This window comes from Pseudescherichia sp. (assembly GCF_031987975.1).
GTDB lineage: Bacteria > Pseudomonadota > Gammaproteobacteria > Enterobacterales > Enterobacteriaceae > Pseudescherichia.
The window spans coordinates 178441-199569 of sequence record NZ_DALZYX010000001.1 but is presented as its reverse complement, the minus strand read 5'-3'; the positions used below and the strand labels follow the sequence as shown (position 1 = coordinate 199569).

Sequence of the window (21129 nt, the reverse complement as noted above, 5' to 3'; positions counted from 1 at the left end):
GACCAGAAGTTACTCAATCGGTTCGACCATCTCTGGGCCCTGATTTCTGATATTTCCCACCGCGCGCGTGACCGGATGCCAGGTAAACATCTCCGCAGGGATCGTGCCGCGCTTAGCGATATCCTCCGCATCTTTACCGCTCACGTCCTGACGCATCCACTCCCGGGCGGCTTCCGGAGTTAATACCAGTGGCCGCCGATCGTGAATATCGACAAGACCCTTATCCGCCGCGGCCGTCACAATAAGAAAGCCTTCATTCTCGTCACCGCGTTCAAACGGTACGCTGCCGATGGCTGCCATCAGGATCGGCTGGCCGTCGCTGCGGTGGATAAAGTAAGGCTGTTTTTTATCGCCCTCCTTTTTCCACTCAAACCAGCCGTCGGCAAAGCAGATAGCGCGCCCATGCTGCCACAGAGGCTTAAACATTCTGCTGGTGGCCGCAGTCTCAACGCGGGCGTTAATCAGCGCTGGCTTATCCCACCAGCCTGGCGCATAGCCCCAGTGAACCGGATCCAGCGCCAGGCTGTCGTCGCGCTCGCTGAGTAACAGAACTTTGGTGCCGGGCGCAACGTTATAGCGCCCGATGGGTTCAGGATCGAAGGGAATATTGCGCTCGGCTTCGTCAGCAAGAAGGGTCAGATACGCTTCCCGCGGCTGCGCCTGAGCAAATCGTCCGCACATAAAGGCCTCCAGTTTCGTTACTGAAAGTATAGAGGGGGATGCGAAATGATATTGCCTGGTATATAAAGAGTCATTACGCCGCGCGGCCGCTTCGCATAACCCGGCCTTCCGCTCAACGCTAATGCCATGAGGATCGCCCTATGTTAGAGCTAAGACCAGGCTGTGAATGCTGCAATACCGATCTGCTGCCTGATTCTGAGGAAGCGTTGATCTGCTCATTTGAGTGTACGTTTTGTGCCAGCTGTGCGGAAAAGTTAGCGATGCGGTGTCCAAACTGCGGCGGCGAGCTGGTTAGAAGACCGCGCCGACCGGCAGAAAAGCTAATCAATAATCCTGCTTCGTCAAGGCGGGTATATAAGCCCGAGAGCTGCGCCTGACGCTCTGGATGCGTTATAGCGTCATACCAATCACCGCATTCGTCACCGACGAGCACATGAAAACGCAGCCAGCGATAAGCCAGACGGATTTTTTCTGCCGTACTGCCAGAATAAGAAAGATTATGGCTGTGATGAAAAAGGGAATGGCGATAATAGAGAAGGTGTTCATGTCGGCTTCTTATCTGGCTATGAATTGAGTATCCAGATTACCTCTGCTTTGGCTCTCTTAATACTCTGATAAAGGGTAGGTGGCCGCCAGACGCGGATTTTGTTTTAATTAACAATAGGTTTAATTGCTTTAGCGTGACGTTTACGATGTATAAAACTTTTAAGAATATGCGATGTAAAGTGGATCTAACGCCGTTTTTGTGCAGACTTAAATACTCCACTTAACTCAAACTGGAGCGTATTTATGGATAAAGATTATCAGAACTGTATCGAAGCCTGCTTAAGATGTGCTGCTACCTGCGACTACTGCGCCGCCTCCTGCCTGAAAGAACCTAACGTAGATATGATGAGAGCGTGCATCAAACTGGATATGCAGTGTGCAGCAATCTGTCGTCTCGCCGCTCAGTTTATGAGTCTGGGTAGCGACTATGCAAAACAGGTTTGCAGACTCTGCGCAGACATATGTAAAGCCTGTGCTGAAGAGTGCGCTAAGCATGAACATGAGCATTGCAAAGTTTGCGCTGAAACATGCCGTCGTTGTGCCGACGCCTGTCTGCAAATGACCGCCTGATGTGCAAATCGCCCTGAAATGGCATTCATACAGTGAATGCCATTCAAGGCCAGGCTAAGGGTCAACACTTCTCCAGCCGCTTAAGTGCTTCCGCTTCGGTCGTTTCCACCAAATCCTTACCAAAGTCTAACTCCGAGCCATCAGGCGTGGTCCAGGCCTCACCTGAATCATGCTTAAGCACGTCACCCACGTTAAGCTCACCATAGCCGGTAAGCAGGCCAAAGATAAATTTTCCTTTCTCACTTTTAAAGACATAGGCCGTCCGATCATGATGAGAAGCGTCTTTTTTATGGGTTACGGTTAAGCTGTTAGCATGAATCATATTACCTCCTGCACGTAGAGGGTTGTTCAGAGAATGACTCTTTAAACTTAACAGGTATAAGACCTTCTGCAATGTGTGGCTGTGTAGGCGGCACTTTAGTTTCAACAAACAGGCGATCAAGAGTATGAGGACTAACTTAAAAGCATGATAGCCGCTTCGATGCGGCTTTTTTATTATCTGTGCCGAGCCTTGCAGTAGCGAAGCTTAATAATACGCACGATAGAGATACGTCCTGATTGTCTATAACGCTGGATGTATCGCTGTTATGCGTTACCCCATATCACGATGAGGTCATTAATTGTTAAACATGAGGCTGCTAACCAATGAAAACTATGCTTATAGTGGCAGTAGTTGTTGGACTAATAGGCTGTACTTCTCAATCTGGGTCTAACAAACAGGCGAAAGTAGCGCCGCAGAAACAAATCCTTAATCCACAGCTTCTGGTGAAAACAAAAGATTCTGGCGCGGTGGTCATCAAACGCGACGGGAGCTTTACGGGTAATACATGCTTAAGCCGGGTGTATCTCAATGGCAAACCCGTAGCTGATTTAGATACCTCTCAGGAAGTAATCGTTTATCCCTCTCCTGGAGATTACGTCATTAGCACCTTGCCGAAGGATTTCTGCGGGGGAGGAATGAGTGCCCAGTCCGCCGAAGTTGACGCTGGCAGTACGTTGACGTTTCGTATTGGCTATGCAGCAGATGGTGACTTTGGGATCTACCCTGCGGGCCGTTAAAGTCTGAATCAAGGATTAATCAAACCCACCTTATGGTGGGTTTTTTATATGGAAATCATACATATTAAAATGAAATTTTCTTACCGTCAGGATTGTATTTCTTAATGCCGTATGGACACTGTTTAAATTGACAGGAGGTTATGTTTAAACATCGGTTGTCAAAATTGGGGGAATTTCCAGGGCAGCCTGTTTTTTGAATTAAATCGGTCCATGCTTCGGAAGTGAAAGGAAAGGTATGAAAGATTTTTAATTTTTTAAAATGACCATTAACGACTATGCCGATACTGCTTGTTGAAAGGTGATGTCCTGAGCGTAAGAAAAAATCACTGTGATACCATAATATCAATTTTAGATTACGAGGTGAGGATGCTGCTGCAAAGAAAGTTCCTGTAGTAGGGCTGACCAGCGAGTCAATGATTTTCCATTCCATATTATCTCCTGTAAGCAGAACAAATTTGCGAAAATGAAAGTATATGAACTCCGCAAAAAACAAATAGTCACTCCATGTAACTAAAAATGTAGCAGTTTAACTTAGGGAGTCAAAGCTTTTTCTTATTGTTTGAACTTCTTTCAAAAAATTCGCTTTGTTTTATAGATATTTACAAAACGTTTGTCCTGTTTTTGATATAAAACAATTTTAAGGGAAAAATATACTGCTGAACCGCTCGTGAAACGTGGGCGCTTGACTGCCGAGGCGTCATGCGGGTATTACCACGAAATGGGTGAGCAATCATCTTGTGTTTAGATCGTATGAGAAAATGATTAAATGACATACGGTTAGTCGGGTTTTTACAGTTACGGGTTGATTGTTATGACGATGGGGGCAATAGTCACAGAAAGCAATAGTCTATCTACGAAATTATATTGGTGCTGAGGGTTCCTGATGTGTCGATGAGCGAATCGACTGATTGGCGCTATTGCCCGCTACTCTGTGGCGACAGCGCATGGTACAAACTGCAGTAACGTTTGTATTGCCTTCCTTACATTATTTAACGTTATGGGTAGGGCTGAGCCTGGCAACCGCGGGTATTTCCTTTTCATTACGGCCTCTTTAGTAGCTGAACCGATAAAGCAAAATAGTATCGATCCTGCATTTTTAACGCAACAAAGCAGGGGTTTTTCATTGTTAATGAGATATAACCCGCAACTTACCCCTTAAAAATGCGCCTTTTTTCGTCAGGTGAACCTCGTCACATTTCTTTAACCAGCGAATCAGTAGATTTTCCGGCGACAAGTAATAATCGATTCAGCAAAAAGGACGAAAAATGAAAACTAAACTGGCTTTAACGGTGCTTGCGCTTGCAGTTTCTGGTCAGGTAGCGGCGAAAACCTGGGTGCTGACAAATGCTGAACAGGGCATAGATAAAGGAGACTGGAAGATATCCAGCAGTCAGCTGAACGCTAATGATAAACCGTTCAGCATTGAGCAAAAAGTCCTGCATGGCGGTAAGCAGGAAGGGAGTAAAATCCTCGTTATTTCCAGTCAGAACGGGCTAACCATTACGTTAAGCCCGACGCGGGGTATGAATCTGCTACACATTGAGGGCTTCGGCTCAAAAATGGGTTGGGATTCACCGGTGAAAGAGGTCGTCAATCCGGCATTTATCAATCTGGAAAGCCGCAACGGACTGGGTTGGCTGGAAGGTTTCAATGAAATGATGGTGCGTTGCGGCTATGAGTGGACTGGGCATCCGGTTACCGCTGATGGACAACTCTACACTTTGCATGGGAAAGCAGGAAATACGCCAGCCTCACGGGTTGAGGTTGAGATAGCCGATGCCGCACCGCATGAGATCCGTATTCGCGGGCTGGTCAAAGAGAGCACTTTCAAGAAGGCCGATTTGCAGACCATGACCGAGCTGCGCTATGTGCCCGGCAGCAACAGCTTTAGCCTGCATGATGTGCTGACTAACCACGCAGACTATCCCCATGATTACCAGATTATTTACCACAGCAACTTCGGCATGCCGATCCTCGAAGAGGGTGCGCGTTTCCTCGCCCCGATGTCCAGCATCAGTCCGTTTAATGACTACGCCAAAGAGGGGCTGAAGACATGGCAAACCTATGCCGGCCCGACCAAAGGGTTTGATGAGATGGTTTTCAACATCCAGCCGCTCGCTGGGGAAGATCACCAGACCCTGGCGGCAGTGGTGAACAGGGCGGGGGACAAGGGGGCTTCCATCCAGTTTGACACCCGCCAGCTGCCGGTGCTGACGTTATGGAAAAATACCGATACCGTTAAACAGGGGTATGTAACTGGCATTGAGCCAGGCACTAACTATGCCTATCCGGTAACGATTGAACGCGAGCAGAAGCGGGTGAAGCAGCTGCAACCGGGTGCCAGCACCCAGTTTGATCTGACCTATACCTTACTGCACAGCAGCGAGCAGGTGGCTGACGTCGCGAAGAAAATTGCTGCTATTCAGGGCGAGACGAAAATCGAAGAGAACGCCACGCCGATAGCCAAAGAGTAATCTACCCGTAGCGCGCTCCCGTTCAGCTTCAGCGGGGGCGTGCTTTCAAAGTGACTCACGAAGCAACAGCGGGCTTGCAACGCGAATGGTATCGTTGTGCGTCTCCTGATTAATGATATGCAGCGCGCTCAATCGGCCAATATCATAATGCGGCAGCTGTACCGTCGACAGCGGCGGAAAGAACAGATCGCCAATGCCCACCATATTGTCGTAGCCCAGCACCGCGACGTCCTGCGGAATGCGCAACCCCTGGGCGAGTAGGGTTTGATACACCATAAATGCAATGCGATCGTTACCGCAGATGACGGAGTCAAACAGCGGCTTGCCCTGACGGATATGCGCCAGCAGCTGGGCGGGCATATCGCGATAGTGTTCATCGCCAAATTCCATATAAATATGATCGAGCGTATCGGGATCAACATTGGCTTCTCGGCAGGCGCGCTCCAGCCCCTGACGACGACGTATGGTCGCCAGATGCTTTGCGGGCAAATGCAGGCAGAGCGGACGACTATAGCCTGCGGCCAGTAGCGCCTTGACGGCGGTATACTGACCTTGTTCATCGTCCGGAATATAGCTCGCCACCGGCTCGTGCAGGCTTTCACAGTTTGCCAGTACGCAGGGAAGGGTGCGTAGCTTGGCGGGCAGCGGGACCTGACGTAGTCCCATGGTAGTAAAGATAATGCCATCCGGACGGTGAGAGAGCAGCAGATCGACCATGGTTTCCGGGCTGTCGTCGGAAAACATGTTGACCACAAAACTGTTCCAGCCGTGGGCGCGAGCGGTCTCTTCGATTGAGAGCGTAATCTCCACCGAGAAGGGTGTCGTCACGGTATCCAGTGCCAGCACGCCAATGGTGCTCGGCGAGGCGTGGGCACCGCGGATCTTCTTGGCTGATAAATCCGGCACGTAATTGGTTTGCTGAATGGCCTGCTGCACGCGGGCAAGGGTTTCAGGTTTTAACCGTTCCGGGTTATTCAGCGCACGCGACACGGTCATCAGCGATACGTTTGCCAGTCTTGCCACATCTTTAAGGGATGCCATTGTCTTACTCCATCATTACCGTGCTGCTCAGGCATTATAACTAAGTTGCTGATGTAAAAGGATCATACGCTAATCTTCTCTCTTCGTGTTGCAGACCTATAGCCAGAAATGTTGAGCGTGATCTCATTCTTGTAATGTTAACGTTAACTTTTGTGATTAACATCATGAATCGCAGCTAAACGAGATGAGCGACGTCATTTGTTAACGTTACCATTGGGCCACTACTCCAATATGAGATTGCCACGATGAAAGTCCATCACTCTCACAGTTACCCATTACTCAGTGCCTTACTGTTCTTCTTTTTTGTGACCTGGTCCTCCTCAGGCTCGTTGCTTTCCATCTGGCTGCATCAGGAGGTCGGGCTGAAAGCAGGGGATACGGGAATTATTTTCGCGGTGCTGTCAGTCTCTGCATTGTTCGCGCAGATCTGTTACGGCTTTATTCAGGATAAGCTCGGTCTGCGTAAACATCTGCTGTGGTATCTCACGGCGATGCTGATCCTCTCCGGCCCGGCGTATCTGCTGTTTGGGTATCTGCTGAAGATCAACATTCTGCTTGGCAGCGTGTTTGGCGGCATCTTTATTGGCCTGACCTTTAACGGCGGTATCGGCGTGCTGGAGTCCTACACCGAGCGCGTGGCGCGTCAGAGTCAGTTTGAATTTGGCAAAGCGCGGATGTGGGGATCGCTGGGCTGGGCGGTGGCAACATTTTTCGCCGGACTACTGTTTAACATCGATCCGAAGCTGAACTTTGCGGTCGCCAGCTGCTCCGGGCTAATGTTCCTGCTGCTGCTGGCACGGCTGCGGGTCTCCTCTGCACCCCATGCTATGCAGGAAGCGGTGGCGGGAGGAAAAGTGACGCTTCAGGACGCGCTGCGTCTGCTGACCCTGCCACGCTTCTGGGCGCTGGTGTTCTTCGTCGTGGGCACCTGTATTTACGGCGTTTACGACCAACAGTTTCCAGTCTATTTCTCCTCGCAGTTTGCCACCCCGCAGGAAGGCAATGCGATGTACGGCTATCTCAATTCGTTTCAGGTGTTCCTGGAAGCTGCCGGGATGTTTTGTGCCCCGTGGCTGGTGAATCGCGTTGGGGCCAAAAATGGCCTGATATTCGCCGGTATGGTGATGGCGATGCGCATGATCGCCTCCGGCCTGGTGGAAGGGCCACTACTGATCTCCATTACTAAACTGCTCCACGCCGTCGAACTGCCGGTGCTGCTGGTAGCGATCTTCAAATATAACAGCCTGAACTTTGATAAACGCCTCTCATCCACCCTCTATCTGGTGGGCTTCGCCTGCACCAGCTCGGTGATCGCCTCGGTGCTGTCGCCGCTGGCGGGCTACAGCTATGAAAAATATGGCTTCGCTGAATCCTACCTGTTTATGGGCATGCTGGTGTTCGGCATTACCTTTATCTCTATGTTTTTACTGCGATCCGGCAACGCTTCGGCGGATCCGCAGCTGCCACAACTTTCCGCTATCTGACTGAAAAGAGTGAAGACTATGACCTACTCAATTGCTGACGCTGAACAGGAACTTAAGGCGAAGCGCGACGCGCTCAACCTGCGCTGGTATCCGCGCTACCATTTGGCCGCCAGAGCGGGCTGGATGAACGATCCCAACGGGCTGGTATGGTTCGACGGCTGGTATCATGCCTTTTATCAGCATCATCCGTACTCCTCTCAATGGGGACCGATGCACTGGGGACATGCGCGCAGTCAGGATCTGGTCCATTGGGAACATTTGCCAGTGGCGATCGCCCCTGAAGGGCCGGAAGACAAAGACGGCTGCTTTTCCGGCTCGGCGGTAGTCGATGGTGATACGCTGGCGCTGATCTACACCGGGCATAAATTCCACGGTGATAGCGATAACGAAGATAACCTCTATCAGGTGCAGTGCCTGGCGACCAGTCGCGACGGCATTCACTTTGAGCGTGAGGGCATGGTGGTGGATACGCCGCCGGGCGTGCATCACTTCCGCGATCCGAAGGTCTGGCGCGAAGGAGAGAGCTGGTACATGGTCGTCGGCGCTCGTCTGGGCGAGACCGGTCAGGTGCGGCTCTATCGTTCAGCGGATCTGCGCCAGTGGCAGGAAGAGAGGGTTCTTGATGAGGCCGAGGCCGGGATGGGCTTTATGTGGGAGTGCCCGGACTTCTTCACCCTTGGCGACAAGCGCGTGCTGATGTTCTCCCCGCAGGGCATGGACGCGCACGGTTTCAAAAACCGCAATCTTTTCCAGAGTGGCTATCTGCTGGGAGACTGGCAGCCGGGCCAGCCATTTGTTCGCACCGGTGAGTTTGTCGAGATGGATCATGGGCATGATTTTTACGCGCCGCAGAGTTTCTTGACGCCAGACGGGCGGCGCATTGTGATTGGTTGGCTGGATATGTGGGAATCGCCCCTGCCGGAGCAGCAGGACGGCTGGGCCGGGATGCTGTCGCTGCCGCGTGAACTGAGCCTCAGTGCGGACAGGCGTCTGCAAATGCGCCCGGCAAAAGAGGTGGAATGCCTGCGTCAGGGCTGGTATCCCTGGCCGGTCAGCACGCTTAACAATCAGCAGATTGGCGTGGCGGAAAACGCCGAGGCGATGGAGGTGGTGCTGAACTGGAAAGGCGCGGAGAGCACTGCCGAGCAGTACGGCCTGAGTCTGGGGGATGGCCTGCGGATCTACGTCGATGCTCAGATGCAGCGCCTGGTGCTGGAGCGTCACTATCCGCAGCACGGTTTATGCGGGACGCGCAGCGTGCCGGTAACCCTCGATCGCGATCTCACTCTGCGTCTGTTTATCGACAGCTCGTCCGTTGAAGTCTTTGTCAATGATGGCGAGGCGTGCCTAAGCAGTCGTATATATCCCGATGCCGGGCAGCGTAAATTATGTTTATTTGCCTGGAGCGGCAGGGCATCACTGTCCGATGGCGGAGCATGGCAGCTTGAATAAATAAACCAGGCATGATCAATAACCCGTCCCCGGCGATGGGCGGGTTATTGTTGTCGTTATCGCCGGCTTATACCCCTACATAATTAACAACTGGTTACTGAATAATAAAAAAGGTTTTCCGATGAAAATAATCTGGGTCGGATGTATGTTGACGTCTGTATTTAGCGGCGTGGTGTGTGCACAGGGTAGCCTTTCTCTGGAAGATCGGCTGGTGCAAATGGAAAAAAGACTGAAAGCCACCGAAGCGCGTGCCGCCAGCGCGGAAGCGGAGATCCGCGCCCTAAAGCAGCAGGAGACACCCCGCACGGCAGCCTCCACCGCACCGGCAAAGCCCACGCTAGAGGTTAATGCTACTGACGAGTTAAAATTCTATGGCGACGTTGAATTTAATATGGATGGAGCCAGCCGAACCGGCGGGCTGACATCACTCAAAACCAGCGCCAATAAAAACTGGACGCCAGGTGAAAAAGAGCGCTGGGATATTAACGGGCGTATTTTGCTGGGTTTTGATGGTATTCGAAAAGGGGCTGACGGCAAATATGCCGGTTTCAGCGTGCAGCCGCTGGCGGACATGAATGGTAAAATGAACCTCGACGATGCGGCTTTTTTCTTCGGCCAGCAGGATGATTGGAAAATTAAAATCGGTCGCTTCGAAGCCTGGGATATGTTTCCGCTGAATCAGGATACTTTTATTGAGTATTCCGGTAATACCGCCAACGATCTCTATAGCGACGGTTACGGCTATATCTACATGATGAAAGAGGGACGAGGACGCAGCAACAGCGGCGGCAATTTCCTGCTTAGCAAAAAACTGGATAACTGGTATGTCGAGGTTAATACGCTGATTGAAGACGGCAGCTCACTGTTCGTCGATCAGAACTACCACGGTAACGCGCTGGATAACCGTAAAAACGTCGTGTATGTGCGCCCGGTGGCCGCGTGGCAGTCTGGCCCATGGTCAGTCGCGGCCGCGCTGGAGAGCAACCTGGTGAATAACGCCTACGGCTATCAGCAGGAGAATGGGCGCTTCCAGGATCAATCCAGCCGTACCGGTTACGGTATGACTATGACATGGAACACGCTCAGAACCGATGCGGAGAACGGCGCGGTGGTGAACCTGAGCACGGCTTACCTTGATGCGACAGACGAGAAAGACTTCAGCGCCGGTATCAATGCCCTATGGCACCGCGTCGAACTGGGCTATATCTATGCCCACAACAAAATTGACCAGTTCAATATGGTAGGCGTCAGCGCGGACTGCGATAGCGACTGTGCGATCCTCGCGCCGGGTCGCTACGACATTCACACTATCCATACCTCATGGCAACTACCGAACATCATGGATATGCCAAATTTTAATATTTACCTCGGGGCTTACGCCTCCTGGCTGGACTCTTCAGCTGCACAAACCGGCAGCAACGACGAACGCTACGGCGTGCGTGCCCGCTTTAAATATCTGTTCTGATTATTGATTTACGTTAAGGGGAGTGTATGAAAATCTGGGCATTAGGCGACGCGGTGATTGATCTGCTGCCGCAGGGAGAGATGCAGTACACCGCCTGTGCAGGCGGTGCACCGGTCAATGTCGTCGTCGGGGCTGCGCGCCTGGGATGCGAGTGCGGGTTTATCGGTAGAACGGGTGACGATCCGTTCGGCCATTTTCTGAGGGACACGCTGGCAGAGCAGGGCGTTAATACGCAGCATATGCAGTTTGATCCGTACCACCGGACCAGCACGGTGCTGGTATCACTCGGAGACGAAGGCGATCGCAGCTTTACCTTTCTGGTCGATCGTTCAGCCGACCAGTTTTTGACAGCAGATAATCTTCCGGCGTTTGGTAGCGATATTCTGCATTTTTGCTCACTGGCACTGGTGGCAACGCCATGTCGCGAAACGCTGGTACGGGCTATCAGCTACATCAAGCAGCGTGATGGCCTGCTAAGCTTTGATATTAATCTTCGTCCACAGATGTGGCCTGATGCGCAGGAGATGTTAGACACCGTGCGTCATTTTGCTCAGCAGGCCGATATTCTCAAGCTTTCACAAGAGGAGCTGTATTGGTTAGCGGGTACCACGCAACATGAAAAGGCATTGGGGATCTTACGTGGCTATCCGTCACGCCTGAAAGTCGTAACGTGCGGATCTGACGGGGCGATAGTGCTCTGGCAGGATCGGCTGGTACAGGTTAGCGCGTTCAGGGTTGAAAGTCTGGACACTACCGGGGCAGGTGACGCTTTTATGGCAGGGTTACTGGCCAGTCTGGCCCAGGGTAATGCGTTACAGGATGGGGGGCAGCTCAAGCAGGCCATAACGCAAGCCAGTGCCTGTGGCGCGCTGGCCACGACGGCGAAAGGAGCCTTAGCCGCACTGCCTGATGCGCAGGGGATGGTGGCCTTCATGGAAGCAGCACCATGGTTGCGGTTTGAAATAGAATAAACCTGCTAGCCCGTAGGCCAATGACAGACTGTGATATTTGGCCGCAAAAAAATTAAGGTTATTGGGCGGGTGAAACGGTGAACACCCAGATGCTTCTGATATCCTATGCGCCGTCAAAGCTGGCCGTAGACAGCATTCGACGACGGGGTGGAGACACGGACAGGTAAATTGAATTTTATGTTGACAAGTGTCAACACCAAATTTACAGTTAGCTGGAGTTTAGTTGTATCTGAAAAGCCATCCTAATAAGCACATTCAAGCAGCCATTGAATATGCTCTGAAAAAAGGCTGGGTCTGGGTTCGACCAGGCAATTCTGCACACTGTTTTTGTAGATTACGCTGCGGCAACCCTGAAGGTGAACACCGAGATCACCAGGTGAGCGTATGGTCAACGCCGAAAGATGCGGAAAACCATGCCAAACAGATCGTTCGCACAGTTAACCGCTGCGAATGATCTTTGTCCCGTCAGGAACGGCTGCAACCGTTCCTGACTGAATTAAGAATACACCATACTCTGACTATTAAACGAAGAGGTATTATGGCGCTTTATAACTTCACTCTGACCCTCTCAGGTGTCACGTATGACACTGACGGACTGGAAGATGCGCTGTACGAAAGCGGTTGTGACGATGCGCTGATTTGTGCATATGGTAACTCTGTTTACGTTGAGTTCGATCGTGAAGCTGACTCTCTGGATGAAGCTATTTCATCAGCGGTCGAAAATATCGAATCAGCCGGAATCGGCGCTATTGTTGAATCCGTCGACTCTGCCCTTGTGGGCTTAAGCGATATAGCTGAAATGACAAACATGTCGCGTCAGGCAATTGCGATGCTAAAAGATGGTACTCGCGGCAGCGGCGATTTCCCTTGCCCTATCCAGCGTATCAAAGGCCAGTCTCCATTGTGGGATTGGGCGGATGTTGCGCAATGGTTGTTACAAAATGGTCGGCTACCGGAAGGCAGCGAGCTGTTGAATAACGCTCGTGTATTAAGCAAATGGAACCTTGCACTACGAACCAGCGTGTCCAAAGACTTTAAAGAAGTTGAATCAATTTCGATAGCGCTCATCGAGCGACGTCGCAAAACAGTCGCATAGAATCCCGCGTTTGCTTGCCCTAAAAGCTGTGGAATTTGGATAATGCTCTCCCAGGCTACCGGGAGAGCAGAGAGGTTAAGCAACTAATATTGCCCGGATATCATTGACGTTAGTGAGCGTCGGGCCAGTAAGCAGTAAATCATCAAGCGCATGAAAATAGCTGTAGCTGTCATGCTCATCCAGATAGTGAGCAGCATGCAGGCCTTGTAACCTGCCGCGTGACAGCGTATCGGGGTAGATGAGAGCACCTGCTGCATCTTCCGTACCGTCAATACCGTCGCTGTCGCCCGCTACTGCCCAGATCCCGCTTTCACCCTGTAGCGCGCAGGCAAGGCTGAGCAAAAACTCCGTGTTTCTTCCTCCTTTACCGGCGCGACCATTACGCACCGTGACCGTGGTTTCTCCTCCAGAGAGCAGCAGAGCGGGAGCACCCAATGGTTGGCCATGCTGCTTCACCGATTTGGCGATACCCGCCATGACGATTGCCGCTTCACGACTTTCTCCTTCGATGGCATCCCCGAGGATCAGCGGCGTAATGCCATGGCCCCGCGCCGCCTCGGCTGCCGCTTTTAACGCCATTGCCGGCGTAGCTATCAGGTTAACCTCGCCATTCGGCATTCTGGCCGAGGGTGGGATTGGCATGCTCAGCACAGCACGCACCGGCTCAGATATCGCTATACCGTAGCGTTCAAGCACCTTCAGGGCATCACCTGGCGTTGTACTGTCCGCTACCGTCGGGCCGGAAGCAATATCCGCCGGGTTATCCCCCGGCACGTCGCTGATAATTAGCGATACCACACGCGCCGGCTGCGCCATTGCGGCCAGCTTGCCGCCTTTTACAGCTGACAGATGCCGCCGTACCAGATTCATCTCCCTGATAGTGGCACCACTGTGCAACAGGGCGCGCGTGACGACCTGTTTATCCGCAAGCGTAAGGCCCGGTGCGGGCAATGCCATCAGGGCTGAACCGCCGCCGGACATTAGCGCCAGCACCAGGTCGTCCTTTGTCAGCCCGCGCAGAGACTCCACAATCAGCATCGCTGCGGTTTCACTCATGGCATCCGACACCGGATGGGACGCTTCCAGGATCCGGATACGTCCCGCCGGTACGGCGTGGCCATAACGTGTGACCACGACGCCGCTGACCTCGACATCTGGCCAGGCTGCATCCACCGCCGCTGCCATGGCGGCAGATGCTTTACCCGCTCCCACCACAATACAGCGGCCTTTCGGCTTCTGCGGCAGGGCGGGAGGGATGACAGGCCCAGGGCGGGCGCTGTCAACGGCCTGCTTAAATATATCCTGCAGGATCTCTGCAGCCTGTTCATCTCTCATTTTTACGCGCTCTCAGCAACGGTGACCCGGGATTCAATAAACTGCACTACCGCGCGGGTGACATCTGCGGTTTTTGCCGTGCCGCCAACGTCAGGCGTCAGAATGCCATTGGTGCAGACATACTCAATCCCCTCCATGATCAGCGCGGCGGCGTCATGTTCGCCCAGGTGCTCCAGCATCTGTACGGCAGTCCAGAAAGTGGCAATCGGATTGGCGATGCCTTTGCCGGTGATATCAAAAGCTGATCCATGAATAGGTTCAAACATCGAGGGGAAACGCCGCTCAGGATCGATATTCGCCGTCGGTGCCACGCCAAGGCTGCCAGCCAGCGCGCCAGCCAAATCCGAGAGAATATCGGCATGCAGGTTGGTGGCGACGATAGTATCCAGACTCTGCGGATGCAGCGTCATGCGATGCGTCATCGCATCAACCAGCATTTTGTCCCACTGCACATCCGGAAACTCCTGCGCCACTTCGGCAGCAATTTCATCCCACATCACCATGCCGTGACGCTGTGCATTAGATTTGGTGACCACCGTCAGCAGCTTACGCGGGCGCGACTGGGCCAGCTTAAAGGCGTAACGCATGATGCGCGTCACGCCGACGCGGGTAAAGATCGCCACTTCGGTCCCGACCTCTTCCGGCAGCCCTTTATGCGCCCGGCCACCGTTGCCGGAGTATTCGCCCTCTGAGTTTTCACGGACGATGACCCAGTCGAGATCGCCTGGCCCGCGGTTACGCAGCGGCGAGGTCACGCCCGGCAAGATCTTAGTTGGACGCACATTCGCGTACTGGTCAAATCCCTGGCAGATCGGCAGCCGCAAACCCCACAGCGTTATGTGATCGGGCACATCGGGCGCGCCGACAGCGCCAAAATAGATAGCATCGAATTTTTTTAACGTCTGCAAACCCTCTTCCGGCATCATGACGCCGTGGCGCTTGTAGTAATCTGAACCCCAGTCGAAGGTTTCAACAGTAAATTTCAGCTCTGGATCCTGATGGGAGAGGGCATGGAGCACCTCGATGCCAGCAGAAATCACTTCAGGACCGATACCGTCGGCGGGAATGGCGGCGATAGAGTAGTTACGCATGGTTATTCTCCGTATCAATTAATGAGTGTGAATATGAGGGTGAGGAAGTTCGGTGGCCTGAGGCTTTTTCGCTCTCCCGGACAGGATCAGGACAATCAGTGCTGACATGACCAACAGACCTGCAACAAAATAGAGTCCCCAGGTATAGCTGCCGGTTTGCTGGCGGATAACGCCGATCATCATCGGTCCGACAAATCCCCCGAGGTTACCAATAGAGTTTATGGTGGCGATGCCGGCTGCCGCTGCCGGGCCGCTTAAAAACAGGGTAGGCATACTCCAGAGCGGCGGTTTCGACGCGCTGATGCCCGCAGTGACCAGCGTCAGAGCGATAATGACGGTAAACAGGGTGCTGACGTTACCGGCATAAATGAGTCCGGCTGCGGCCAGCAGACAGGCTCCGATAACGTGCCAGCTGCGCTCGTTTTTCCGATCTGAGTGGCGAGCCCAAAGGATCATACCGATAACGCCGACGATGGCCGGGCAGGCGTTAAGGAAGCCAATCTCCAGGGATGAGGCACCAAAGCTATGAATAATTTGTGGTGCCCAGATACCCAGCGTGTAGAGACCGGCGGAAGTACCAAAGTAGACCAGCGCCAGGGCGAGAACGCGTTTGTCCGCCAGCCCGCGCCATGCGCTGGTATGGCTCTGCCCGGCAGCGCGGGCCTGCTCTTCAGTCTGCATCGTATTCTGCAGCCAGGTCCGCTCCTCCTCGGTCAGCCATTTCGCTTTGGCGGGACGGTCAGTGAGGTAAAACAGGACGACGATGCCAAACAGCACGGCCGGGATCGCTTCCAGCACGAACATCCATTGCCAACCGGCATAACCCAGCAGGCCGTTCATCTCCAGAAGCATTGCAGAGATGGGCGATCCCAGAGCGGTTGAAAGAGGGGCGGCAGCCATAAATATGGCGGTAACCTGGGCCCGTTTTGCTGCCGGGAACCAGTAGCTCAGGTAAAGAATAATGCCCGGGAAGAAACCGGCTTCCGCAACGCCGAGCAGAAAACGCAGCACATAGAAGCTGGTTGTGCCCTGTACGAAAGCCATACAGCCCGAGACCAGTCCCCAGGTGATCATCACCCGGGCGATCCAGATCCTGGCTCCAACCTTATGCAGGATTAAGTTTGACGGAACTTCAAAGAGAAAATAGCCCAGGAAAAATATGCCTGCGCCAAGGCCAAATACCGTCGGCGAAAAGCCCAGATCCTGGTTCATCGTCAGGGCAGCAAAACCAATATTGACCCGGTCGAGGAAGGCGATGAAATACAGCAGCATGATGAAAGGGATAATGCGCAGGGTTACCTTGCGCATAACCCTTTTTTCGAGGTCGTTGTTCATTACAGGATGCTCCACGGTTGTAGGATTGTTATCGTTTTGTAATGAACTCAGTATGCTTTTTTAACTGGCTTTATCATCGGCAAGGGTTTATATAAATAATTTGTATAATTGTGTGCGGATGAAAAAATGGATATAAATCAGTTGCGTTGCTTTGTCGTGTTAGGTGATGAGCTTCACTTCGGCAGAGCTGCCCGAAAGCTTGAAATGATGCCTGCGTCACTCAGTCGTTTTATCAAACTGCTGGAGGATGATTTAGGCATACGCTTGCTGAATCGCTCTACCCGAAACGTTTACCTCACTCCAGAAGGCGCTGAATTTCTGAATGAGGCCAAGAGGGTGCTGAGCGACTTTGATGCACTGCGGCAGCGTTTCTTAAGAAATAACGTAATGCAGAAAAAAACGCTGCGAATTGGCGCAATTGACAGCGCAGCAAGGGGGGTATTGCCAAACCTGCTCAATCTTTTTGTCAGGCAGTTTCCTGAGGCGGATATTCATATTATCGAAGACAAGTCATCCAGCCTTATTCCGCGCCTCGCTTCCGGATGGCTGGACCTGGTCTTTGTGCGTCCACCGGAACAGGTAGATGTCATTCTGACGACGCGCTTTATCGCCTATGAAACCTGCGTGCTGGCTGTTCCTGCCGACCACCGACTGGTGGGTTATGACAACGTGAGCATTGACGATTTCCGCGATGAGCCGGTCATTGTACCGGAAAGACGTACCCGTCCGCATAGCCACGATCTGACGATGGATATCTTTAGAACCGGGGGCTGTTTTCCCGTTATTGCTCAGTACGCCGAGGAAAAACAGACGATCCTCAGCTTCGTGGCGGCAGGGCTGGGTGTGGCGTTGGTTCCCGCAGCGTATAAAAATATGAATGCTGACGGCGTAAGGTACCTTTCTCTTAAACCGATAGAAAATATTAAGGGCCTGCCGCTGAGCGTGATGTGGCATCAGGGGAATACGAATGCTTACGTTAAGGCAATGCTGGATATTCTCGCTGAAAATAGCGAGGAGCTGACTCGAGGTTTATAACGCTACAGAGCCTTACATATTGAAAAAAGATAAGCTTTTAACGTCTGCGTCAGGATTAACCTGCTTTACCGTTGCCAAAAAGCCAGCAAAATTCTGATTGAACATGGTGAGATTGTGGTAGAACTGCAGTTGTCTCTTCTCACCTTCGTTAATATATATGACGGACCACTTGCGTCTATTGTTTATTGTTGTATAGCCTGGTTTAACTGCAATTATTTTAGACAGTTGAACTTTATGAGTGGTGTTTTTTTTAATCTCATACAAAAAAGAGTCGTCATAATAGTATTCTGCCCTGGACGATCCGCCAAAATACGAAGGGTTGGATGATATTTTTTTCATTCCATTCTCTTCTGAAATGATCCGTTTTGGCTGGCGAAGGGTGCGGGTGAAAAGCTTTATCAGAATAAAAAGCGTAAGGATGGGCAGAATCATGAGTAGGACATTAATTGCTTCCTGCATATACTTTCTCCTTTGTTAGCTCAGGTTAATACTCACAGATGATTAAAGCGCTGTCAACATTGACCAGGCAGCTGCACACACGATGAGCAGTTACTTGAAATATTTATCCAGCGGATCGTGGTGCCGGTATTTCCTGAAGAAAAAGAGCCAGTAGACAAAGCCAAGGATCGCACCGAGCCCGGCGAAGTTCAAGAAAAGCGTTTTACGAAAGCTAAGAAGATCTGCAAAGGAGTATGCACCTTGCCATATATCAATGATGCTTCCGTTTATCATCAGATCCAGGAACAGAGCAAGAGCGGGTAGCGCAATGGCACAGGCCGCCATGAGATAGATAAGTGTCGCAATTTTGACCCTGGTATTGATGTGCATGTTCCGCCTCCTGGCCTGAATGACAAATATGATGAGGTGTAACGATGGGAATACTTAGATCCCAAGTGCGCTACGAATTGCGGTTTCCATTTTCTCTGGCGTGGTAAACGGTGCAAAACGCATGAGCGGTTTGCCATCGCGTCCGATCAGGAATTTAGTGAAGTTCCACTTGATCCGTCCACCCAGCACGCCGGGCAATTCGTCTTTCAGGTAACGAAAGACCGGGTGGGTAGCGGCGCCGTTAACCTCTACTTTCTCAAACATCGGGAAGCTCACACCGTAGTTGATGTGGCAGGTCTGCGCGATTTCATCAGGGCCGCCAGGTTCCTGAGAACCAAACTGGTTGCAGGGGAAACCCAACACCACGAGTCCCCTTGAGGCATACTTCTTGTAGAGCGCTTCAAGACCCGCATACTGCGGCGTAAAGCCACAATGGCTGGCGGTATTCACCACCAGCACCAGCTTACCCGCGTAGTCGGCCATCGAGATAGACTCGCCACGCAGACTGGTGGCAGTAAGTTGATGAAAGGTGGTCATGACGAAATCCTCAGAGCAGAATAGTTTATACGTTAACATTGCCCGCTATTGATTAACACACCATGTTGCTACCCACTCACACCTATCCAAACATAAATTTTACAGCAAGATAGAGATCCTGCTACTATACCCCCCTACTGTATAAGGTGTTTCGCCTAACTACCTGAATTAAAAGATTAATTATCCTTATTCGCCGTCTTTGGGGGCGTAATGGGGGCGACGCCGTATTTATCGTTAAGCATGCTCACCTGATCCCCGCTGAACTCTTTAAGCCAGGCCGAATACACCCTGTAAACCATCTGTGCGTCTTCGTGGCCGAGCTGGCTTGCAATAAATGACGGGTTAGCACCGGCAGAAAGTGCCCAGCACGCGAAGGTATGTCGTGTCTGGTATGGCGTTCTCCGGCGGATACCGGCTTTCTTTACTGCTGCATCCCACCGATCGCTGATCGAATCGCAGGTAAAATACTTCCCTGGCTTTTGCTTCTTCAGGCCGGGCAGGAAAACGAATCTGTGCTGTTGCTCCTCGGAGCTGCCGTATTCTCTGAAATGCTGAACGATGGTCGTCTCCGCCAGCTCGCCCGTTATTGCATACTGCGCGCGTAACGCATCCAGTGCAGTTGCGAGTAGGGGCAGCACCCGATCCCCGGCCAGCGTTTTTGGCGGAACGAAATTGCCCTGTTTCGTCAGGTTTCTTCTGACGTGAGCCGTGCCTGCCTCAAAATCGATATCATCCCATGCCAGCGCCGCCAGTTCTCCGTGGCGCAAGCCTGTATTGATGGCGAGCTGCCACAGGTTACGGTCCTGACCACTATTCGACAGGATTAGCCTGGCATACTCCTCACGATAAAGTGGATCGGGCTTTGTGCGGTCCTTATACAGCTTGGGAATGTATTCAAACGGCTTATCGGTGATGAATTTACTGCGGTGCGCATAGCGCAGGATCTGACAGGTCAGCGATATATAGTCGTTAACCGTGTTAACGCTCCGCCCGGTTTTCTGTCGCTTATTGCCGGGCGCATAAAATGTCTCGCCGCGCAGCAGCTCTTTCCGGTAATTCATCAGATCGCTGTGGGTGATATCAGCAATCAGGGTCATTTCTCCGATAATCCGGTTAATGGTTTTAAGCTGCGCTTTAACGCGAGCCATTGTGTTTTTTGAAATGTCTTCTTCTTTAGCATTGAGCCAGAGTTCGACCAGCTCACCCCAGGTATACGCTACGCGGGTCGATGAAAATTTCTGAAGAGCCCTTGAGTCGGGAAACCGCGCCGCATAATCAAACAGGCCAAGCTGGATTTCACTGACGATCACAGCGCGCAGATTACCGGCTTTCTTTATGTTCGAAGCATTAACGGCCCAACCTTTGAGGACCTCCCGACAGCGGGATCCGCGGTAAAGAAAGGTAATACGGATTTTCCCGTTATGCAGTTCAACGCCCGTTGGGTATGACATTACGACTCCTGTACTAACTGGTTAATCCGCGGGTAGTTGTACCAGATGATGCCTCGCTGGGTTTCCATACCTGACAGGGAGACGCGCTTGAAATGAATGCCTTCAATCCATGCGCCCTGGCGGAACGCTTTAATCTGGCGATCGCTGAGACCAGTTTTTTCGGTCAACTTAGACGCCACGATCCACTCTTCATTGAAAATTACTTGTGCCATATGAAGTACCTGGCGATCAGCACGAGTATAACTATGCTGATCGCGCGTTGATGATATTTCGATATCAAGACATCCGGCCGGCAAGGTGACGCAGGCGTCGCGCGCCGGTGATCGCCGTGGCCACGTAGCTGGCGCTGCGGTTTTGGACTTCGACCTTTACCTTCATTCCGTCCACCAGCACCGTGTATTCGCTACTGGTGGCCCGGCTGGCGTAATCGCCGAACCGTTCCACATGACGGGCCAGCGCCGCATCGCAAGCCCGGCGCGCCAACGGCGATTCTTTCTTGCTTCGGTTGATTAGCCTCATTCAGCACACTCCGGATCAAACACGTCCCAGCAGTTCCGCTCGATGTTCGCCAGCAGGCGGCGGTCTTCTACCTCAACCAGCGGGCGGCCGGTCAGCTCTGAGATTTGCCGGTTGCTGTGCGTCAGCAGTAGCCTCAGCTCTTCATCGCTCCAGCGGATC

At 52.2% G+C, this 21129-nt stretch carries 25 protein-coding genes; 11 read left to right on the top strand and 14 right to left on the bottom strand.

All coding sequences use genetic code 11. The annotated features are described in order from the left end of the window. Positions 1–9: 9 nt before the first annotated feature. A complete protein-coding gene (locus tag RTN40_RS00980) occupies positions 10–681 on the bottom strand; it encodes an SOS response-associated peptidase (RefSeq protein WP_312226805.1) in 672 nt (223 codons plus the stop codon). A 140-nt stretch (positions 682–821) separates the two neighbouring features. Between RTN40_RS00980 and RTN40_RS00975 the strand changes: the two genes are divergently transcribed. Further along, the gene (locus tag RTN40_RS00975) at positions 822–1058 is read left to right on the top strand and encodes a DUF1272 domain-containing protein (RefSeq protein ID WP_312226804.1); all 237 of its coding nucleotides are present in this window, start codon (positions 822–824) and stop codon (positions 1056–1058) included. Positions 1059–1071: 13 nt separating this feature from the next. On the opposite strand, the gene RTN40_RS00970 is transcribed toward RTN40_RS00975, so the two are convergent. Continuing rightward, entirely contained in the window at positions 1072–1227 is a 156-nt protein-coding gene (locus RTN40_RS00970; protein WP_312226803.1) for a hypothetical protein, read from the bottom strand. A gap of 243 nt (positions 1228–1470) precedes the next feature. Here RTN40_RS00970 and RTN40_RS00965 point away from each other — a divergent pair, with 243 nt between their 5' ends. Next, positions 1471–1797 carry a four-helix bundle copper-binding protein gene (locus RTN40_RS00965; protein WP_312226802.1) on the top strand — a complete coding sequence of 109 codons (327 nt, stop codon included), beginning with the start codon at positions 1471–1473 and terminating at the stop codon, positions 1795–1797. A 61-nt stretch (positions 1798–1858) separates the two neighbouring features. Here RTN40_RS00965 and RTN40_RS00960 read toward each other — a convergent pair whose 3' ends face one another. Beyond that, the gene (locus RTN40_RS00960) at positions 1859–2119 is read right to left on the bottom strand and encodes a hypothetical protein (protein WP_312226801.1); all 261 of its coding nucleotides are present in this window, start codon (positions 2117–2119) and stop codon (positions 1859–1861) included. A 323-nt stretch (positions 2120–2442) separates the two neighbouring features. Between RTN40_RS00960 and RTN40_RS00955 the strand changes: the two genes are divergently transcribed. Further along, positions 2443–2856: a hypothetical protein gene (locus RTN40_RS00955; protein WP_312226800.1), complete on the top strand. Its 414-nt coding sequence runs from the start codon at positions 2443–2445 to the stop codon at positions 2854–2856. A 64-nt stretch (positions 2857–2920) separates the two neighbouring features. On the opposite strand, the gene iraM is transcribed toward RTN40_RS00955, so the two are convergent. Further along, positions 2921–3286 carry an anti-adapter protein IraM gene (iraM, locus tag RTN40_RS00950; protein WP_312226799.1) on the bottom strand — a complete coding sequence of 122 codons (366 nt, stop codon included), beginning with the start codon at positions 3284–3286 and terminating at the stop codon, positions 2921–2923. Between the two features lie 835 nt (positions 3287–4121). Here iraM and RTN40_RS00945 point away from each other — a divergent pair. Continuing rightward, positions 4122–5330: an aldose 1-epimerase family protein gene (locus RTN40_RS00945; RefSeq protein ID WP_312226798.1), complete on the top strand. Its 1209-nt coding sequence runs from the start codon at positions 4122–4124 to the stop codon at positions 5328–5330. Positions 5331–5375: 45 nt separating this feature from the next. Here the strand turns inward: RTN40_RS00945 and RTN40_RS00940 are convergent, their stop codons facing one another. Then, positions 5376–6371 (bottom strand): LacI family DNA-binding transcriptional regulator, encoded by a 996-nt coding sequence (locus tag RTN40_RS00940; RefSeq protein ID WP_312226797.1) that lies wholly within the window; start codon positions 6369–6371, stop codon positions 5376–5378. A 245-nt stretch (positions 6372–6616) separates the two neighbouring features. Here RTN40_RS00940 and RTN40_RS00935 point away from each other — a divergent pair, with 245 nt between their 5' ends. The 6 genes from RTN40_RS00935 (at position 6617) to RTN40_RS00910 (ending at position 12839) form a co-directional block, all read left to right on the top strand. After that, positions 6617–7855, top strand: a complete 1239-nt coding sequence (locus tag RTN40_RS00935) for an MFS transporter (RefSeq protein ID WP_312226796.1) — start codon at positions 6617–6619, stop codon at positions 7853–7855. An 18-nt stretch (positions 7856–7873) separates the two neighbouring features. Continuing rightward, positions 7874–9307: a glycoside hydrolase family 32 protein gene (locus tag RTN40_RS00930; RefSeq protein WP_312226795.1), complete on the top strand. Its 1434-nt coding sequence runs from the start codon at positions 7874–7876 to the stop codon at positions 9305–9307. A 121-nt stretch (positions 9308–9428) separates the two neighbouring features. Next, entirely contained in the window at positions 9429–10772 is a 1344-nt protein-coding gene (locus RTN40_RS00925; RefSeq protein ID WP_312226794.1) for a carbohydrate porin, read from the top strand. A 26-nt stretch (positions 10773–10798) separates the two neighbouring features. Then, positions 10799–11743 (top strand): aminoimidazole riboside kinase, encoded by a 945-nt coding sequence (locus RTN40_RS00920; protein WP_312226793.1) that lies wholly within the window; start codon positions 10799–10801, stop codon positions 11741–11743. A gap of 229 nt (positions 11744–11972) precedes the next feature. Continuing rightward, positions 11973–12197, top strand: a complete 225-nt coding sequence (locus tag RTN40_RS00915; protein ID WP_312227194.1) for a hypothetical protein — start codon at positions 11973–11975, stop codon at positions 12195–12197. Between the two features lie 84 nt (positions 12198–12281). After that, positions 12282–12839, top strand: a complete 558-nt coding sequence (locus RTN40_RS00910) for a DNA-binding protein (protein WP_312226792.1) — start codon at positions 12282–12284, stop codon at positions 12837–12839. A gap of 75 nt (positions 12840–12914) precedes the next feature. On the opposite strand, the gene RTN40_RS00905 is transcribed toward RTN40_RS00910, so the two are convergent. From RTN40_RS00905 to RTN40_RS00895, 3 genes are read right to left on the bottom strand one after another with little or no spacing between them, the layout of a single operon-like run. After that, positions 12915–14174, bottom strand: coding sequence for a glycerate kinase (locus tag RTN40_RS00905; protein ID WP_312226791.1), 1260 nt, complete (start codon positions 14172–14174; stop codon positions 12915–12917). A gap of 2 nt (positions 14175–14176) precedes the next feature. After that, the gene (locus tag RTN40_RS00900; RefSeq protein ID WP_312226790.1) at positions 14177–15265 is read right to left on the bottom strand and encodes a tartrate dehydrogenase; all 1089 of its coding nucleotides are present in this window, start codon (positions 15263–15265) and stop codon (positions 14177–14179) included. 18 nt (positions 15266–15283) lie between these two features. Then, entirely contained in the window at positions 15284–16600 is a 1317-nt protein-coding gene (locus RTN40_RS00895; RefSeq protein WP_312226789.1) for an MFS transporter, read from the bottom strand. A gap of 126 nt (positions 16601–16726) precedes the next feature. Here RTN40_RS00895 and RTN40_RS00890 point away from each other — a divergent pair, with 126 nt between their 5' ends. Continuing rightward, positions 16727–17635, top strand: coding sequence for a LysR family transcriptional regulator (locus RTN40_RS00890; RefSeq protein WP_312226788.1), 909 nt, complete (start codon positions 16727–16729; stop codon positions 17633–17635). 12 nt (positions 17636–17647) lie between these two features. Here the strand turns inward: RTN40_RS00890 and RTN40_RS00885 are convergent, their stop codons facing one another. From RTN40_RS00885 to RTN40_RS00860, 6 genes are all read right to left on the bottom strand, one after another. Further along, positions 17648–18094 carry a hypothetical protein gene (locus RTN40_RS00885; protein WP_312226787.1) on the bottom strand — a complete coding sequence of 149 codons (447 nt, stop codon included), beginning with the start codon at positions 18092–18094 and terminating at the stop codon, positions 17648–17650. A gap of 90 nt (positions 18095–18184) precedes the next feature. Further along, the gene (locus tag RTN40_RS00880) at positions 18185–18463 is read right to left on the bottom strand and encodes a hypothetical protein (RefSeq protein ID WP_312226786.1); all 279 of its coding nucleotides are present in this window, start codon (positions 18461–18463) and stop codon (positions 18185–18187) included. Between the two features lie 54 nt (positions 18464–18517). Then, a complete protein-coding gene (locus RTN40_RS00875; protein WP_312227193.1) occupies positions 18518–19000 on the bottom strand; it encodes a glutathione peroxidase in 483 nt (160 codons plus the stop codon). A 176-nt stretch (positions 19001–19176) separates the two neighbouring features. Further along, on the bottom strand, positions 19177–20451 hold the full coding sequence (locus tag RTN40_RS00870) for a site-specific integrase (RefSeq protein ID WP_312226785.1): 1275 nt from the start codon (positions 20449–20451) through the stop codon (positions 19177–19179). Then, a complete protein-coding gene (gene xisR, locus RTN40_RS00865; RefSeq protein WP_312226784.1) occupies positions 20451–20663 on the bottom strand; it encodes an excisionase family protein in 213 nt (70 codons plus the stop codon). The genes RTN40_RS00870 and xisR overlap by 1 nt, the downstream gene beginning before the upstream one ends. 64 nt (positions 20664–20727) lie before the next feature. Beyond that, the gene (locus tag RTN40_RS00860; protein ID WP_312226783.1) at positions 20728–20970 is read right to left on the bottom strand and encodes a DUF4060 family protein; all 243 of its coding nucleotides are present in this window, start codon (positions 20968–20970) and stop codon (positions 20728–20730) included. Positions 20971–21129 lie beyond the last annotated feature (159 nt).